The sequence below is a fragment of the Homoserinimonas aerilata genome (genome assembly GCF_006716125.1).
Taxonomy (GTDB): domain Bacteria; phylum Actinomycetota; class Actinomycetes; order Actinomycetales; family Microbacteriaceae; genus Homoserinimonas; species Homoserinimonas aerilata.
The window spans coordinates 1,699,651-1,715,009 of record NZ_VFOM01000001.1 but is presented as its reverse complement, the minus strand read 5'-3'; the positions used below and the strand labels follow the sequence as shown (position 1 = coordinate 1,715,009).

Here is a 15,359-nt window from a genome sequence, read left to right as displayed (position 1 = left end):
CTCGATGGCCGATTATGGATAGGGTTGTTATATGACAAATAGAACAATGGGAGCCACGGGATGACCACGGTCCAGACGATAGAGATACACGGCCTCTCCAAACGCTTCGGCGCCGTCGCAGCCGTCAGCGACCTCAGCTTCACCGTCGAGCCCGGCCGGGTCACCGGATTCCTCGGACCCAACGGCGCAGGCAAGACCACAACACTGCGCATGCTCCTCGGGCTCGTCAAGCCGACATCCGGCACCGCGACCTTCGGCGGCACGAGCTACCGGCAGCTGCGCGCCCCGCTCTCGACCGTCGGCACGGCGCTCGAGGCGGCCAGCTTCCACCCCGGTCGCAGCGCCCACAATCACCTCGCCGTCTACGCGGCGGCAGCAGGCATCGGCCGGGCCCGCGTCGACACCGTGCTCGGGCAGGTCGGCCTCGCCGACTACGCCGGGCGACGCGTCGGCGGCTACTCGCTCGGCATGCGCCAGCGCCTCGGCCTCGCCTTCGCGCTTCTCGGCGACCCCGGCGTGCTCGTGCTCGACGAACCCATCAACGGCCTCGACCCGGAGGGCATCCGCTGGATCCGCACCCTCCTGCGCGAGCTCGCCGCGGAGGGTCGCACGGTGCTCGTCTCCTCCCACCTGCTCAGCGAGGTGCAGCAGACCGTCGACCGGCTCATCATCATCGCCGGGGGCCGCCTCGTCTACGAGGGTGGCCTGGATGAGCTCGACCACAGCACACAGGTCGTCGTCGACTCCCCGAATCGCCCGGCGCTCGCCGCAGCGCTGCTCGCGGCAGGAGCCGAACCGCGCGAGACCGATGCAGGCCTCGCCGTCGTCGGCATCGACGCCGCTCGGGTCGGAGCCGTCGCGCTCTCGGCCGGAGTGCCGCTGAGCCTTCTCATGGTGCAGCACGGAGGGCTCGAGAACTCGTTCCTCGAACTCGTCGGAGAGGGGGGTCGCCCGTGAGCGCCTCGCATTCGGCCGCAACGGTCGCATCCACGCCCGCATCGACGTTCGTCGGAGCGATCAGGGCAGAGTTCATCAAGCTGTTCAGCACCCGGATGTGGTGGGTGCTGCTCATGATCATGGTCGCCTATGTCGGCGTCATGGCTGCCGCGATGGCGGGCCTCTTCGGCTCCAACATGGGGGATGCGGGCGGCATGCCTCCCGCTGAGGAGGGGCAACTCGCCACGCTGCCCTCCCTCGTGTACAGCCTCGCGACATCGCTCGGCTACGTGTTCCCGGTCATCCTGGGCACGCTCGCGGTCACGGGTGAGTACCGGCACCAGACGCTCACCCCGACGTTCCTGGCGACGCCGAAGCGCGGGCGGGTGCTCCTCGCGAAGCTTCTCGTACTCGCGCTTGTGGGTGCTCTGTTCGGAGCGGCAGCGCTGATCGGAACCGTCGGCATCGGCGGCCCCATCCTCGCCGCGACGGGCAACGATTCGGGCCTCGGCGACACCGAGACCTGGATGCTCATCGCCAGGGCCGTGCTCGCCATGGCGCTCTGGGCGGTCATAGGGGTCGGGGTGGGGACCCTCATCCCCAACCAGGTCGCGGCCATCGTGGTGCTGCTCGCCTTCACGCAGTTCGTCGAGCCGACGCTGCGGGCCGCAGCTCTGTTCGCCGACTGGGCTGCCGACATCGGCCGCTTCCTGCCGGGAGCCGCCGGTGACGCCCTCGTCGGGGCCAGCTTCTTCTCGCTGGTCTCAGCGGGAGCGACATCCGCCGATCCGCTGTTGTGGTGGCAGGGCGGGCTTGTGCTGCTGGCGATCGCCGTCGTGGCGGCCCTCATCGGCTACGTGTCGGCGTGGCGCAAGGATGTCACCTGATGCATCGCTGCATGTCGGGAGCGGGAGGAGCGGATGCTTGAGGAGGAGTACGCGCCGAGGCGCCGTCTCCCCGCCCGCCTGCGCCCTCCGGCTCCCGACCCCGCCGCCTTCGAATACGACATCCGGGAGGCGGTGGTGGCGGATCTGCCCTCGGTGCGCGCCATCTACAACCACTACGTCGCCAACTCGGTGGTCACCTTCGACGAGGTGCCGCTGACGCTGCGCGCGCTGCGCTCGAAGTTCGCGCATCTGCAGAAGCTGGGCTTTCCGTTCATCGTGGCGGAGAGCCCCTCCGGCGAGGTTCTCGGCTACGCCTATGTGTACCCGTGGAAGGAGAAGGCCGCCTACCGGTTCACGGTCGAGAACTCCATCTATCTCGGCCCCGCCGCGACAGGCAAGGGCCTCGGCAGGGCGCTCATGGCGGAGCTCATCGAACGCTCGAAGGCCGCCGGAATCAAGGAGATCGTGGCGGTCATCGCCGACAAGGGGGCGGAGGGGTCGATCCGCCTGCACGAGCAGTTCGGTTTCACCGAGATCGGCCGCATGGGGCGGGTGGGCTTCAAGTTCGAGCGCTGGCTGGGCACCGTGCTCATGCAGAAGTCGCTCAAGTAGCCCACCCCGCGGCTCAGCTCTTGGGTGTCGCCTTCTGCAGCAGGAAGTAGCCGGAGATGGCGATCAGCGTGCTCGGCAGGAGCGACCACATGACGACCCCGAACGGGCCCATCTCGACGAACCACTGGCCGACGGTGACCCAGTTCTGGGTGAAGGTGATGAGTGCTGCCGCGCCGATGAGCAGCACGGCGAAGAGGGCCCAGAAGACGATCATGCCGTTCGAGCGCCACCTGACGTAGACGGCCGAAACGCCGGCGCCGACCAGGAAGAAGAACAGGAACAGCACGAAGAACAGCACGAACTGCATCACCGGGTTGGGCGCCTGAAAGTAGAGCACATCGAACATGCGCCCGCCGAAACCCCAGCCGTCCGTTGCACGCTCGATCGCGGCGAGGATCGTCATTCCGAGGCCGTAGTAGGCGCTCATGATGACGAACAGCACGAGCGACCCGAAGTAGAAGTCTCTGCGGGTTGCGCTGAAGCCGAGTGCGAAGGGGAACGTGAGGTTCACCGATTGCACGGCCACGACGAGCATGTAGACGAAGATGAAGCCGGTCGCGCCGCTGAACTGCATTCCGTCGGAGGCGTCGGCGCGGTCTGCTGCGCTGACATTCGTCATGATGAGCCACCAGACGGCCAGGTTGACGATGAAGATGAAGCCCAGGATCATCCATGGCAGCACGAGCAGCGAGAAACGGTTGATGAGCTGCATTCGTGTGACGTTGATGATGCGCCGCACGCCTCCTCCCTGGGGGAGGGCTTTGGTTTCGATTGCCGTGGTCATGCGGTCTCCTCGAATTCTTTTGTCGATGAGTTGGTCTTTCTGACGATGAGTTGCTGCAGCGAGACCGATGACAGTTCGAGGCCGGCGGCTGATGCCTCACGGCGTCCGTCGCTGTCGAGGGAGTCGACGGTGACGGATGCGAGCCCGCCGATCCCTTCGCGGTGCAGCACGGTGCGGCCTTCGACGAAGACGTCGATTGCGGTGCGCGTGCCGACGACTGTTGTCGCCGAGCCGCGCAGGGTCTCGGCCTCTTCGTCGATGATGATGCGACCGTTGTCGATGACGAGCACGTGTTCGAGAAGGTTGCTGACCTCATCGATCAGGTGCGTCGACAGGATGACGGTGCGCGGATGCTCGGCGAAGTCCTCGAGGAGGCGGTCGTAGAAGAGCTGCCTGGCCACGGCATCCAGCCCCAGATAGGGCTCGTCGAAGAAGGTCAGCGGCGCCCGCGAGGCGAGGCCGGTGATGACTCCGACGGCGGAGAGCTGGCCGCGGGAGAGCTTCTTGATGCGGCGGCCCAGGGGCAGTCGAAACTCGTCGACGAGGCGGTCGGCGAAGTCCTGATCCCAGTTCTCGAAGAACCAGGGGGCACTGCGCAGCACATGCTTGACGACGTAGTCCTCGGGGTAGCGCTGGCTCTCTTTGATGAAGCAGATGTTGCGCAGAACGGAGGCGTTTTCAACGGGGGAGGCGCCGAAGACCTCGATGTCACCGCGGCTGGCGAAGTCCTGGCCGGTGAGCAGGTTCATGAGGGTGGACTTGCCGGCGCCGTTGCGGCCGAGCAGGCCGTAGATGCGGCCCTCCTCGATGGTGAAGCTGACGTTGTCGACGGCGCGCACGCTGCCGAAGTTTTTGCTGAGCCCAGAGACGCTTACGACGGGGGTCATGCTCCGGTTCCCTTCTGTTCGGTTGTTGTTGAGCGGATCATGTCCGCGAGCTGCTGGGTGCCGATGCCGAGTTTGGCGGCCTCGTCGATGAGCGGTGCGAGAAAGTCGCGCTCGAAGCGCGTGCGGCGGCCGTCGACGATGCGGGCCCGCGAGCCTTCGGCTACGAACATTCCGATGCCTCGTTTCTTGTAGAGGATGCCGGCGTCGACGAGCAGGTTGACGCCTTTGCCGGCGGTGGCGGGGTTGATGCGGTGGAACGCGGCGAACTCGTTCGTTGACGGCACCTGGGTCTCTTCGGCGAGGGCGCCGCTGAGGATGTCGTTTTCGATGAGTTCGGCGAGCTGAACGAATATCGGTCGGCCTTCGTCCATGTCAGCCCCTCTCGTGTTGGTCGGTTAGTTACTTGACTAAGTAACCACCGAACGGAATCCGTGTCAAGGCTAGGCTCGAAGAATGTCTGAGATCCACGACCTGACCGCCCGCGAGCAGTGGGAACGGCTGCAACAGCGGCAGCTCAGCCCACTCGAGATCGTCGACCACTATCTCTCCCGCATCGAGAGGCTCGACGACGGCCTCGGTGCCTTCGTGACCGTCACCCCGGATGCCGCGAGAGAGCGGGCGCGCCGCCTCGGTGATGCGGGGCCGAGACCCGATCCGCTCTGGGGTCTGCCCTTCGCCGACAAGGACCTCACCATGCGCGCGGGCGTTCCCGCGAAGTTCGGCTCCCGGCTCATGGCGGACTTCGTGCCTGACACGAGCGACGAACTGCCGCAGGCGCTCGATGCCGCCGGCGGTATCAGCCTCGGCAAGACCAACACCCCCGAGTTCGGGATGCCCTCCTACACCGAGTCGCTTGTCGCCCCGCCCGCACGCACTCCTTGGAACCCGGCGCTCGGAGCAGGCGGCTCCAGCGGAGGGGCTGCCGTGGCTGTTGCTGCAGGGCTGCTGCCGTTCGCGCCCGGCTCCGACGGGGGCGGGTCCATCCGCATCCCCGCGGCGGCCACCGGCCTTGTTGGTGTGAAGCCATCCCGCGGGCTCGTGCCCTCCGGTTCCGGCATCGGCTCGCTCGGCGGCCTGCCCGTCGCCGGACCACTCGCCCGCACGGTCGGCGACGCCGCAATGCTCCTCGACGCGATGATCGGCGACGAGCCGTTCCCGTTCACGCTGAGGGCGCCGCGCTGGGAGGGCGGAGCGCTCTCCAACGCCGCCATCCGAGGGGAGGGGCGCTACCAGCTCGCCGTCATGACGACGAGCCCGTGGGACGACGCCTACGACATCACCGTCTCGTCCGAGGCATCCGCAGCCCTCGACCACGGCATCGCCGAGCTCGACGCGCTCGGGCACGGCATCGAGGCGATCGCCCTCGAACCGTGGCCTGACTACGCGCCCCACTTCAGGGTGCTCTGGCAGGCCGGCGCCGCCGGCATTCCTGCGGAGGGTGCCGCCCTCGAGCTGCTCGAACCGCTCACCCGCTGGCTCGTCGAGCGCGGCCGTGAACTGCCCGCGCGCAGGCTCGTCGAGGCGCTCGCCGGCCTCGCGCAGTTCGAGCGCTCCGTCATCCGCCAGTTCGCGCCCTACGACGCCATCGTCACGCCCGCGCTCGCGATGACGCCGCGCCCGCTCGGCTGGTACGACAGCGCCGACGGGGAGAAGAACTTCGCGCAGCAGGTGCAATACACGCCGTTCACCTCATTCGTGAACGTCAGCGGCCTTCCCGCCGTGACACTGCCGGTGCATCAGACGGATGACGGGCTGCCTATGGGCATCCAGCTGATCGGTCGCCCGGGAGGCGAGGCGACACTGCTGGCCATCGGCGCCCAACTGGAGAGGCGCATCGGCTGGCAGAGACGCCACCCACCGCAGTGGTGACGGCGCGGATGCGGGGCTAGCGGGCCGCGATGATGGCGCGGACCTCATCGATTCCGGCGCGCTGCACCGAGTGGAACCAGGCGCCAGGCTCGAACAGGAACGTGTCGTCGTGGCCGAGCGTGTTCGTCTCGGGGGCGAGGGCGTAGACGGCGTCGCTGCCCTCATCGCTGCGCACGTAGCCATCCGCCACCAGCTGCTCCTGCACCGCCGCGGCATCCGCATCACTGATCTCGGAGTAGCCGAACGCGGCCCAGCCGTCGCTGTTGGGCAGGAACCACATGCAGGCGATGCCGCCGAAGTCGAAGAACTTCGCCTCGATGCTGTTGTCGTCGCGCAGCGTCTGCTCGTAGGTCTCGTCGTGCACGAAGCCGTTCGCCTCGAACTCGGCCAGGGTCGCCTCCGAGACGAGCGAATCGCACGTCAGTGGCGCCGGCGACTCCGGTGTGCTGGGCTTGGCCTCGCCGGATGGTGCCGGCGCTGCGGTCGTGCTGGGAACGGTGCGGGCGTCGTCACCGCTCGGGGTCTCCTCGCCGCTCGAGCAGGCCGTCGCAAGGAGCGATACGGCGAGGGCCAGCGCCGCGAAGCGGGCGACACGAAGCTTCATGGTTCTCCAGGATGACGGAACGATTCGGGCGGAATGCCGCACACAGCGACGTCTAGACAGATTAGTGCAGGCGGCTGTGAGGGCAAGGGGAGAAGTGGCCCACCGTTATGCGATCGTCGCAGAATGGATGCCATGCCTCACCACGCGTCAGCGGTAGCCGCCGAGCTCCAACCCCGCCTCCACCTCGAAACGGTTCGTGCGCCCGTCGAGCCCGGCCGCGAAATACAGGGGGATGAAGGCCAGACCGTAGCGCCTCCACTGCGCGCGATGCACGGCCTCGTGACGCAGCACATCCGGTGAGATCGTGTCGCAGGTCAGATAGACGGCGCCCACCGTGGTGCCGCCTCGCCCGAAGGCCCAGCGGGGGCAGCTTCTGGCGACGATGACGCCGCCGTCACCGCGGATGCGACCCAGGCTCAGGATGGTGCCCCACAGCAGTCCCGCGGCCGTCGCCACCCAATAGCCGGGCCTCGCCACCACCGGATGCAGCAGAACAGTGCGAAGCCAGCCGACACGGGAGACACCGCGCACGAGCCCGCGACAGCTTCGCTCCAGCAGGGTCGGTGAGGCGGACATGACATGTTTCTAGCACGTCGTGCCGACACTCGGCCCGTACGCCAATACAGTGGCATCATGACGGGCACGCTGAGACGGGTTGCTCTGGTCTCGATGCACACGCCGCCTGCGCAGCAGGCCGGCACGGGAGACGCCGGCGGCCTCAACGTCTCCCTCATCGCGACCGCCCACGAGCTGGCGGCCCGGGGGGTCGAGGTGGAGTTGCTCACGCGGGCCGCAGGGGCTCCCCGCGTCAGCCGGGTGGGTGCGGGGGTGACCCTGCACGAGCTCGCCGCCGGGCCCGCATCCGTCATCGACAAGTCGTTCCTGCCGGGCATCGCCGACGACTTCGGGGAGGCCGTCGCCGAACTGGCCGGGCGTGACTCGTCGCGCTACGACGTCATCCACGCCCACTACTGGCTGAGCGGCATCGCCACCCTGCCCGTGGCGCTCGAGCTGGGCCTGCCGTTCGTGCAGAGCTTCCACACCCTGGGGGCGATGAAGAACCGCCACCTCGCCGCAGGGCAGACACCCGAATCAGACATGCGGATGCGATCGGAGGCCTACCTCGCCAGCCAGGCGGGCGCCGTCATCGCCGGCTCGGCCGCCGAGGTCGAGAGCCTCATCGACGACGCGAGGGCGCCCGCCGACCGCATCTGGGTCATCCCGCCCGGCGTCGACGTCGAACTCTTCACACCGGAACATCCGGATGCTGCGGCGCGCGTGCGCAGACGCTACGGCATCGAGGAGGGTCGCCCCATCATCGCCGTCGTCGGCCGCGTGCAGCCGCTCAAGGATCAGGAGTTGGCCATCCGTGCACTCGCCGGTGTGCACGAGCTGCGCGGCTGGGCGCCCGTTCTGGTGGTCGTGGGGGAGGCGACCCCCGGCGACGAACGTTACCTGGACTCGCTGCGCTCGCTGGCCGTCGAGCTGGATCTCGCCGAGGAGGTGCGCTTCGTCGGGGCGCTTGGGCGCGAACCGCTGGCCGAACTGCTGGCGGTCGCGAGCATCACACTCGTGCCCTCACACTCGGAGACGTTCGGTCTGGTCGCGCTCGAGTCTGCGGCGAGCGGCACCCCCGTCATCGGCTACCGCAGCACGGGGCTGGCGGAGTCGATCGCCGAGGGGCGCTCCGGTCTGCTCCTCGACACGCGTGATCCGCGCGACTGGGCGCACGCGATCACCGCGCTGCTCGACGATCCGGCGGCGCGGGCGGCGCTGTCGTCGAGCGCCCGCGAGCACGCCCTCGGCTACACGTGGGCGGCGACCGCCACGGCGCTCCTGGGCGTCTACGGCAGCCTGCGCTGAAAACGAAGGAGATTCTCGCCATCCGTGCCCCGAATGCGCCCGGCGCGGCTCTTTCCGCGAGAATCTCCTTCGTTTTCAGCGGGCGTCTCGGGGGCTCAGCGTCTCGGGGGCTCGGGGGCGCGACGGGGCGCGGGCGCGGGGGCGAGCTACGGCGTGGCCGTGAGCGCGCCGATGATGCGCAGGATGGTCGGCAGGTCGCCCTCCGCCTGCTCACGGGAGGCGGGCGCGAACTCGGTGATCCCCGCGCCGGCGAACTCGAAGCGCCGTCGCAGCGCCCGGATCGACTCCACGAGCGTCGCCGCCGTCAGCCCGAAGGGAACGGGGTAGCCGAGGCCCTCCACGATTCCGGGGTCGAGCACGTCGAGGTCAATGTGCAGGTAGACGGAGTCGGCGCCGGTCGCCTCGACGGCCGTCACGAGCGCATCCGGTCCCAACTCGAGCGGGCCGAGCATCCGGATGCCTGTGGTCTCGATGTATTCCTGCTCGCCGTCGTCGAGGGCGCGGGTTCCGGCGAGCACGACTTGTTCGGCTGCGAGCGGGTGCTGCGGCAGCAGCGCCTCCGGTCCGTCTCCGAGAAGCGTGCGCAGCACCATGCCGTGGAAGGCGCTGGACGGCGAGCCTTCGGGGTTGTTCAGGTCGGCGTGAGCGTCGAACCAGACGACGGCGAGCGTGCGCCCGCGCGCCGCGTGCTCGATGGCGGCGAGTTCGACACCGCAGTCGCCGCCGATGGTGATCGCCGGTTCGCGGCGGGAGGCGAGGGCGTCGGCGAGCCTGTCGCGCACCGCCGCGATCGAGCTGAGCCGGTGCACTCCGGTGTCCTGCGCGTCGCCGGCCTCCGCCGGCACGTCGATGACGGTGGTGGATGCTGAGGGCAGATCGCCCCGGATGGCGGCGGCCCCGTCGGCGAGCCGCATCGCGCGCGACGAACCAGACCCCTGCCATTGGGGTACGACGTAGAACGAGGCGGCCACGGCTCAGTCTCCCATGCCGTGGCCGCGCGAGGTGAGCAGGATGTTACTCGCCGCTCGTGACCTGCCGCGGGGCGGCCGTTCCTGCTTTGAGCGCCGCAAGTCGCGCATCCAACTCGACCGCGGTGTCGGATGCCTCGAGCTGTTCGAACTGCGAGTCGAGGCTTGAGGCGGCCAGCTCCTGGGCGCCGAGTACGCGCGCCTCTTCGCGGCGTACCTTCTCCTCGAAGCGGCTGATCTCGCTGGTGGGGTCGAGCAGGTCGATGCTCTTCATGGCGTCGAGCACCTGCGTCTGTGCGGATGCGGTCTTGGCCCGGGCGATGAGCTGGTCGCGCTTCGACGACAGTTCGCCGAGCTTGCCCTTCATCGCCTCGAGGCCCTTCTTGAGCTGGTCGACGACGGCGGTCTGCGAGGCGATGACGGGTTCGGCATCCGTCGCCTCCTTCTCTGCGGCCATCTGTCGGCCGAGGGCGACCTTGGCGAGGTTGTCGAACTTGTCGGCGTCGCCAGTGTTGCCGCCTCCGCGAAGTTCGTCGGCCTTGCGGCTGGCGGCGACGGCCTTGCGGCCCCAGTCCTCCGCGTTGGCGACGTCTTCGGCGTGGTCCTGCTCGAGCAGGCGCAGGTTGCCGATGGTCTCCGAGATGGCGCTTTCGGCTTCGGAGATGCTGCTGCTGTAGTCGCGCACCATCTGGTCGAGCATCTTGGCGGGGTCTTCTGCTGCGTCGAGCAGGGCGTTGATGTTCGCTTTCGCCAGTTGGGCGATGCGTCCGAAGATCGATTGCTTGGCCATGCGGGTCCTTTCGTCGGGGGCGGTCTTCCCTTGTGCGAGCGTATCCGAACAGGCTGGGCGTCGACAGGGGCGGCCGGCCTCGGCTATTCGATCGTGATGGCCTGCGCCGGCCCTGTCACGAGCTGCCCCGCCGATCCGTCTTCCGGTGTCAGAAGGATGGCGGCGCTCAGCTGGTATTCGCCGGGTTCGAGCGGCGGCAGCTCCGCGCGGAACTGCTCCTGCGTCTCGTCCTCCTCGCCGCAGAGCACAGGCGTGATCGTCGCGTCATATTCTCTGGATGCGCCCGGCGCGAGGTCGACGAGGGCGGCGAGCATGATGGTGGGCCCGTTGCTGTGCCACACGGTCACGCCGTCCTGCGACAGGGTCATGGTGGGCGAGGCTGCGGTCGTGCCGCGCACCTGCTGGGTTCCCGTGTTGAGCAGCGTGACGGTGCCGGCGACCTGCTGTGTGCCGGCGGCGACGGATGCCTCGAACTGCGGTTCGAGCACGAGCCCGGCCTCGTTCGGTGTGACCTCGGCGAGCGGGCCGCCGCAGCCGTTGAGCTTCTCGATGGGGGCGAGCCCGGTCGTGCCGCCGCCGGAGAACGTCGGCGCCCATTCGCCTGCGCCGGAAGAGTCGGAGGCCGTCTCAGCCATCATGCCCACGGGGCTGGGCTGAAGCCGGGTGAAGCCGGCGACCCCGATGCCGATGACGGCGAGCGTCATGGCGGAACCGACACCGATCTGGCGGGGCAGCCTGCGGCGCCTGCTGCGGCGGATGACCGAGCCGGTGTCGATGTCGAGTTTCGGCAGGGGAACATCCGCGAGCATGGTCCTGAGTTCGTTCTCACTGGGCATTGTCGGCTCCTTCCGCGTCGGATGGCGCGTTCCTGTTCTGCGATGCCGTCCTCCCGGATGGCGTGGTCAGTTCGAGCGGTTCTGCTTCGTCGTCGCGTTTCACGGAGATCGACAGCCGGGCCAGCCCGTCGCTGAGGTAGCGCTTGACGCTGCCCGGGCTGATGTCGAGGGTCTCGGCGATGTCGTCGACCTTGAGGTCGTCGTAGTAGCGCAGCACGATGCAGGCCCGCTCGCGCGGGGAGAGCCGCATGAGCTCGCCGCGGAGATCCAGGCGGGCCTCGGCGGCGGGGGCGGGGGAGTCGTGCGATTCGGGCTCTGCGGCCAGGTGGGAGATGGTGCGCCAGCGTGAGCGGCGGCGGGTCGCGTCGATGTGGCCGTTGAGGATGGCGCGGCGCACATACGCTTCGGCGCTCGTGATGCTGAGGCCGTTGCGGAGTCGCCCGAAGGTCTTGACGAGGGCGTCCTGCACGAGGTCGGCGGCGTCGTCGGCGCTGCCGGAGACCAGGTAGGCGTAGCGGGTGAGCGCTTCTCCGCGCTTGGCGACGAGCGTCGTCACGAGCTGTTCCCAGCTGTCTGCGGCCATCCGTTTCTCGCCTCTTCCTGTCGCGTCTTGTGTCGTCTCACCGAGCCTGCCCGTGGATGCGCCACGGGAGACCCCTCACACACTAAGACGCACGGGCCGACAGAAACGTTGGGGCGGATGCGCCGCACCGCTTAAACGACACAGCTGCGTTAAATGACACAGGCGCACCCCTCTTGGAAGGGGTACGCCCGTATCTCCACACTTCGGCGTCGTTTGAGCGCATCCGTGAATGAGACGTCCGTCGTGTGCGCACGCCGCAGTGTGGGGCCTGGGTGCTAGCGGTCTGCCTTCTGCAGCATCCGCTGGCGGATCTCGGCGAGCTGGGTCGCCATGGCTGCGGGCAGCCGATCGCCGAATCGGGCGAAGAAGCCCTCGGTGTCGTCGAGCTCGGCGAGCCACGCCTCGGGGTCGATCGCGAAGAGCTGCTTCAGCTGCTCGTCGTCGATGTCGAGTCCGTCGACGTCGAGCCCGCCCTCGACGGGGGCGTAGCCGAGCGGTGTGTCGACGGCGGCGGCGCTGCCGTCGACGCGGTCGAGGATCCACTCGAGCACACGCGAGTTCTCTGAGAAGCCGGGCCACAGGAAGCTACCGTCGTCACCCTTGCGGAACCAGTTCACCTGGAAGATGCGGGGGACGCTGCCGGTCTTGCGCAGGCCTTCGCCGACGGAGAGCCAGTGCGACCAGTGGTCGGCCATGTTGTATCCGACGAAGGGCATCATCGCGAAGGGGTCGCGGCGCAGCTCGCCGACGGTTCCCTCGGCCGCTGCCGTGCGCTCAGACGAGACGGTCGCGCCGATGTAGACGCCGTGCTCCCAGTCGCGCGCCTCGGTCACGAGCGGCACATTGGTGGCCCGGCGACCGCCGAAGATGATCGCGTCGATGACCACGCCCTGCGGGTCGTCCCAACTCTCGGCGATCGAGGGGGCCTGGTGCGCTGCGACGGTGAAGCGGGAGTTCGGATGTGCTGCGGGCGTTCCCGATTCGGGTGTCCATGGCCTGCCCTGCCAGTCGGTGAGGTTGGCGGGCGCCTTGTCCGTGAGCCCCTCCCACCACACGTCGCCGTCCTCCCGGAGCGCGACATTCGTGAAGATGGTGTTGCCCCAGAGTGTCTCGATGGCGGTCGAGTTCGTCTTGACACTCGTGCCGGGAGCCACGCCGAAGAAGCCGGCCTCCGGGTTGATGGCGCGCAGGCGGCCGTCGGCGCCGGGGCGCAGCCAGGCGATGTCGTCGCCGATCGTCTCGACCTTCCATCCCGGGATGCTCGGCTTGAGCATCGCCAGGTTGGTCTTGCCGCAGGCGGAGGGGAACGCCGCTGCAACGTGGAAGACTCGGCCGCGCGGGTTGGTGACCTTGAGGATGAGCATGTGCTCGGCGAGCCACCCCTCCTTGCGGGCGATCACGGAGGCGATGCGCAGGGCGAACGACTTCTTTGCGAGCAGCGCGTTGCCGCCGTAGGCGGAGCCGAACGACCAGATCTCGCGGGTCTCCGGAAAGTGCGAGATGTACTTGGTGTCGTTGCGCGGCCAGGCGACATCCTGCTGGCCGGCATCGAGCGGGGCGCCGACACTGTGAACGGCGGGCACCCATTCGGTGTCGTCGCCGATGAGGCGCAGCGCGTCGATGCCCATGCGGGTCATCACGGCGGTGCTCACGACGACGTAGGGGGAGTCGGTCACCTGCACGCCCAGCTTGGCGAGCGGGCTGCCGAGCGGGCCCATCGAGAACGGCATGACGTACATGGTGCGACCGCGCATGGAACCGGCGAACAGGCCCTTGAGCGTGGCGCGCATCTCTTTCGGGTCGACCCAGTTGTTGGTGGGGCCGGCATCCGCCTCGTTCTCGGATGCGATGAAGGTGCGCGATTCGACCCTCGCGACGTCGTCGGGGTGGCTGCGGGCCAGAAAGCTGTAGGGGCGGTGCTCGGGGTTGAGGCGGGTGAGGGTGCCGCGTTCGACCATCTCGCGGGTGAGGCGATCCCATTCCTGCGGTGAGCCGTCGCACCAGACGATGCTGTCCGGGGTGGTGAGCTCTGCGATCGATTCGACCCAGGCGATGACCTTCTCGTTGGCGCCGGCGGGCGCTCCGCTCGGTTCGCCGTTGATGGTGCCGAGTCCGGATGTCGTGCCCGTGGGGCGAGGTGTGGTGAGCGTCATTGGCCTTCCGTCCTTTTCGGTGCGTTCCGCGATGTCTGCTGAAAAGCGATCTGCTAAAAAGCGGTGACATATGCAGTCTGAGCCAGTGGACTGGCAAAATAGTGCCGGAATGAGTGGAAAGATCGGTGAATCTTTCGCTAATCTGAAGACATGACCGATCTTGCGACACTGGGCCAGCGCATCCGTCACTTCAGGGCTGGGGCGGGGCTGACGCTCGATCAGCTCGGCGCGGCCGTCGGAATCGCCGGCAGCCAGCTATCGCTCATGGAGAACGGCCGTCGCGAGCCGCGGCTCTCACTCCTGCAGTCCATCGCAGAGGCGCTCGGTGTGAAGGTGGCCGATCTTCTCAGTACGGAGCCGCCCACCGCGCGGGCCGCCCTCGAGATCGAACTCGACAGACTGCAGGGCGGCGCCATCTATTCGGCGCTCGGCCTTCCGAGCATCCGTGCCTCCCGTTCCATGCCCGACGACACGCTCTCGGCGCTCGTCGGGCTGCACCGCGAGCTCGCGCGCCGGGCCCGCGAGGCGATCGCGACCCCCGAGGAGGCGCGGCGGGCGAACACAGAACTTCGCCACCACATGCGCGACAGGAACAACTACATCCCCGAGCTCGAGAAGCTGGCGGAGGACACCCTCAGGAGCGTCGGGCACACGACGGGTGCGCTCACGCACCGCTCGGTCGCCCTCATGGCCAGACGCATCGGCTTCGACCTCATCCACGTCGACGATCTGCCGCACTCGACCCGCTCGGTCACCGATCTCAAGAACGGCCGCATCTATCTTCCGCCCGCCTCCATCCCCGGTGGGCACGGGCTGCGCTCGATGGCGCTGCAGGCGATGGCGCACCGGTTGCTCGAACATCACGAGCCGGAGAGCTATGCCGAGTTCCTCCGGCAGCGCCTCGAGATCAACTACTTCGCGGCGGCGTGCCTCATGCCGCTCCAGCAGTCCGTCGACTTCCTGCAGGCGGCGAAGGGTGACCGCAATCTGGCCATCGAGGACTTCCGTGACGCCTTCGGGGTCACACATGAGGCGGCCGCGCTGCGCTTCACGAATCTTGCGACCAGCCACCTCGACATGACGGTGCACTTCATGCGGGTCGGCGACGACGGCGCGCTCTACAAGGGCTACGAGAATGACGGGATGCGGCTGCCGACCGACGTCACGGGTTCGACGGAGGGGCAGGTCGTGTGTCGGCACTGGAGCGCCCGCGTCGCCTTCACCCGCACCAACCGCACGACCGAGTTCTACCAGTACACCGACACGCCCACGGGCACCTTCTGGAGTTCGACCCAGACGGGAACCGGTACCCAGGAGGACTTCTCGATCACCTTCGGCGTGCCGTTCAACGACGCCAAGTGGTTCCGTGGCCGCGACACACGCAACCGCGAGGTGTCGACGTGCCCCGACGAGAACTGCTGCCGACGGCCCTCCGGTGAGATCGCCGACCGCTGGGCGCACAAGGCGTGGGCGAGCGCCAGACTGCACGCGCACATCCTGTCACCGCTGCCGTCGGGCACCTTCCCCGGCGTCGACGACACAGAGCTCTACGACTTCCTCGAGGCGCATTCGGGCGACACCGACTGA

General features: G+C 68.2%; 16 protein-coding genes. 6 read left to right on the top strand and 10 right to left on the bottom strand.

Annotated elements, in window-relative coordinates; all coding sequences use genetic code 11:
* Positions 1-60: 60 nt before the first annotated feature.
* The 3 genes from FB562_RS08090 to FB562_RS08080 are packed head-to-tail and all read left to right on the top strand — an operon-like array spanning position 61 to position 2,435.
* Positions 61-957, top strand: coding sequence for an ABC transporter ATP-binding protein (locus FB562_RS08090; protein WP_141880634.1), 897 nt, complete (start codon positions 61-63; stop codon positions 955-957).
* The gene (locus FB562_RS08085; protein ID WP_246081395.1) at positions 954-1,823 is read left to right on the top strand and encodes an ABC transporter permease; all 870 of its coding nucleotides are present in this window, start codon (positions 954-956) and stop codon (positions 1,821-1,823) included. Before FB562_RS08090 ends, FB562_RS08085 begins: the two co-directional genes overlap by 4 nt.
* Positions 1,824-1,856: 33 nt before the next feature.
* Positions 1,857-2,435, top strand: coding sequence for a GNAT family N-acetyltransferase (locus FB562_RS08080; protein WP_141880633.1), 579 nt, complete (start codon positions 1,857-1,859; stop codon positions 2,433-2,435).
* A gap of 13 nt (positions 2,436-2,448) precedes the next feature.
* Here the strand turns inward: FB562_RS08080 and FB562_RS08075 are convergent, their stop codons facing one another.
* The 3 genes from FB562_RS08075 to FB562_RS08065 are packed head-to-tail and all read right to left on the bottom strand — an operon-like array spanning position 2,449 to position 4,477.
* Positions 2,449-3,219, bottom strand: a complete 771-nt coding sequence (locus FB562_RS08075; RefSeq protein ID WP_141880632.1) for a hypothetical protein — start codon at positions 3,217-3,219, stop codon at positions 2,449-2,451.
* Complete coding sequence (locus FB562_RS08070; protein WP_141880631.1) at positions 3,216-4,106, bottom strand: ABC transporter ATP-binding protein; 891 nt, start codon at positions 4,104-4,106, stop codon at positions 3,216-3,218. The genes FB562_RS08075 and FB562_RS08070 overlap by 4 nt, the downstream gene beginning before the upstream one ends.
* The gene (locus tag FB562_RS08065) at positions 4,103-4,477 is read right to left on the bottom strand and encodes a GntR family transcriptional regulator (protein ID WP_141880630.1); all 375 of its coding nucleotides are present in this window, start codon (positions 4,475-4,477) and stop codon (positions 4,103-4,105) included. Before FB562_RS08065 ends, FB562_RS08070 begins: the two co-directional genes overlap by 4 nt.
* A gap of 82 nt (positions 4,478-4,559) precedes the next feature.
* Between FB562_RS08065 and FB562_RS08060 the strand changes: the two genes are divergently transcribed.
* Positions 4,560-5,975, top strand: a complete 1,416-nt coding sequence (locus tag FB562_RS08060) for an amidase (RefSeq protein WP_141880629.1) — start codon at positions 4,560-4,562, stop codon at positions 5,973-5,975.
* Between the two features lie 16 nt (positions 5,976-5,991).
* On the opposite strand, the gene FB562_RS08055 is transcribed toward FB562_RS08060, so the two are convergent.
* Positions 5,992-6,579 (bottom strand): hypothetical protein, encoded by a 588-nt coding sequence (locus FB562_RS08055; protein ID WP_141880628.1) that lies wholly within the window; start codon positions 6,577-6,579, stop codon positions 5,992-5,994.
* Between the two features lie 147 nt (positions 6,580-6,726).
* Positions 6,727-7,155 (bottom strand): hypothetical protein, encoded by a 429-nt coding sequence (locus tag FB562_RS08050; RefSeq protein WP_141880627.1) that lies wholly within the window; start codon positions 7,153-7,155, stop codon positions 6,727-6,729.
* Between the two features lie 57 nt (positions 7,156-7,212).
* On the opposite strand from FB562_RS08050, the gene FB562_RS08045 reads away from it, so the two are divergent.
* On the top strand, positions 7,213-8,442 hold the full coding sequence (locus FB562_RS08045) for a glycosyltransferase (protein ID WP_185740485.1): 1,230 nt from the start codon (positions 7,213-7,215) through the stop codon (positions 8,440-8,442).
* Between the two features lie 146 nt (positions 8,443-8,588).
* On the opposite strand, the gene FB562_RS08040 is transcribed toward FB562_RS08045, so the two are convergent.
* The 5 genes from FB562_RS08040 to FB562_RS08020 form a co-directional block, all read right to left on the bottom strand.
* Positions 8,589-9,413, bottom strand: a complete 825-nt coding sequence (locus tag FB562_RS08040) for an arginase family protein (protein WP_246081394.1) — start codon at positions 9,411-9,413, stop codon at positions 8,589-8,591.
* A 43-nt stretch (positions 9,414-9,456) separates the two neighbouring features.
* On the bottom strand, positions 9,457-10,200 hold the full coding sequence (locus FB562_RS08035; RefSeq protein ID WP_141880625.1) for a PspA/IM30 family protein: 744 nt from the start codon (positions 10,198-10,200) through the stop codon (positions 9,457-9,459).
* A gap of 83 nt (positions 10,201-10,283) precedes the next feature.
* Positions 10,284-11,036, bottom strand: coding sequence for a hypothetical protein (locus FB562_RS08030; protein ID WP_141880624.1), 753 nt, complete (start codon positions 11,034-11,036; stop codon positions 10,284-10,286).
* The gene (locus tag FB562_RS08025) at positions 11,026-11,619 is read right to left on the bottom strand and encodes a SigE family RNA polymerase sigma factor (RefSeq protein ID WP_141880623.1); all 594 of its coding nucleotides are present in this window, start codon (positions 11,617-11,619) and stop codon (positions 11,026-11,028) included. Before FB562_RS08025 ends, FB562_RS08030 begins: the two co-directional genes overlap by 11 nt.
* Positions 11,620-11,894: 275 nt before the next feature.
* Positions 11,895-13,772 (bottom strand): phosphoenolpyruvate carboxykinase (GTP), encoded by a 1,878-nt coding sequence (locus tag FB562_RS08020; protein ID WP_141880622.1) that lies wholly within the window; start codon positions 13,770-13,772, stop codon positions 11,895-11,897.
* A gap of 150 nt (positions 13,773-13,922) precedes the next feature.
* Here FB562_RS08020 and FB562_RS08015 point away from each other — a divergent pair, with 150 nt between their 5' ends.
* Complete coding sequence (locus FB562_RS08015; protein WP_141880621.1) at positions 13,923-15,359, top strand: XRE family transcriptional regulator; 1,437 nt, start codon at positions 13,923-13,925, stop codon at positions 15,357-15,359.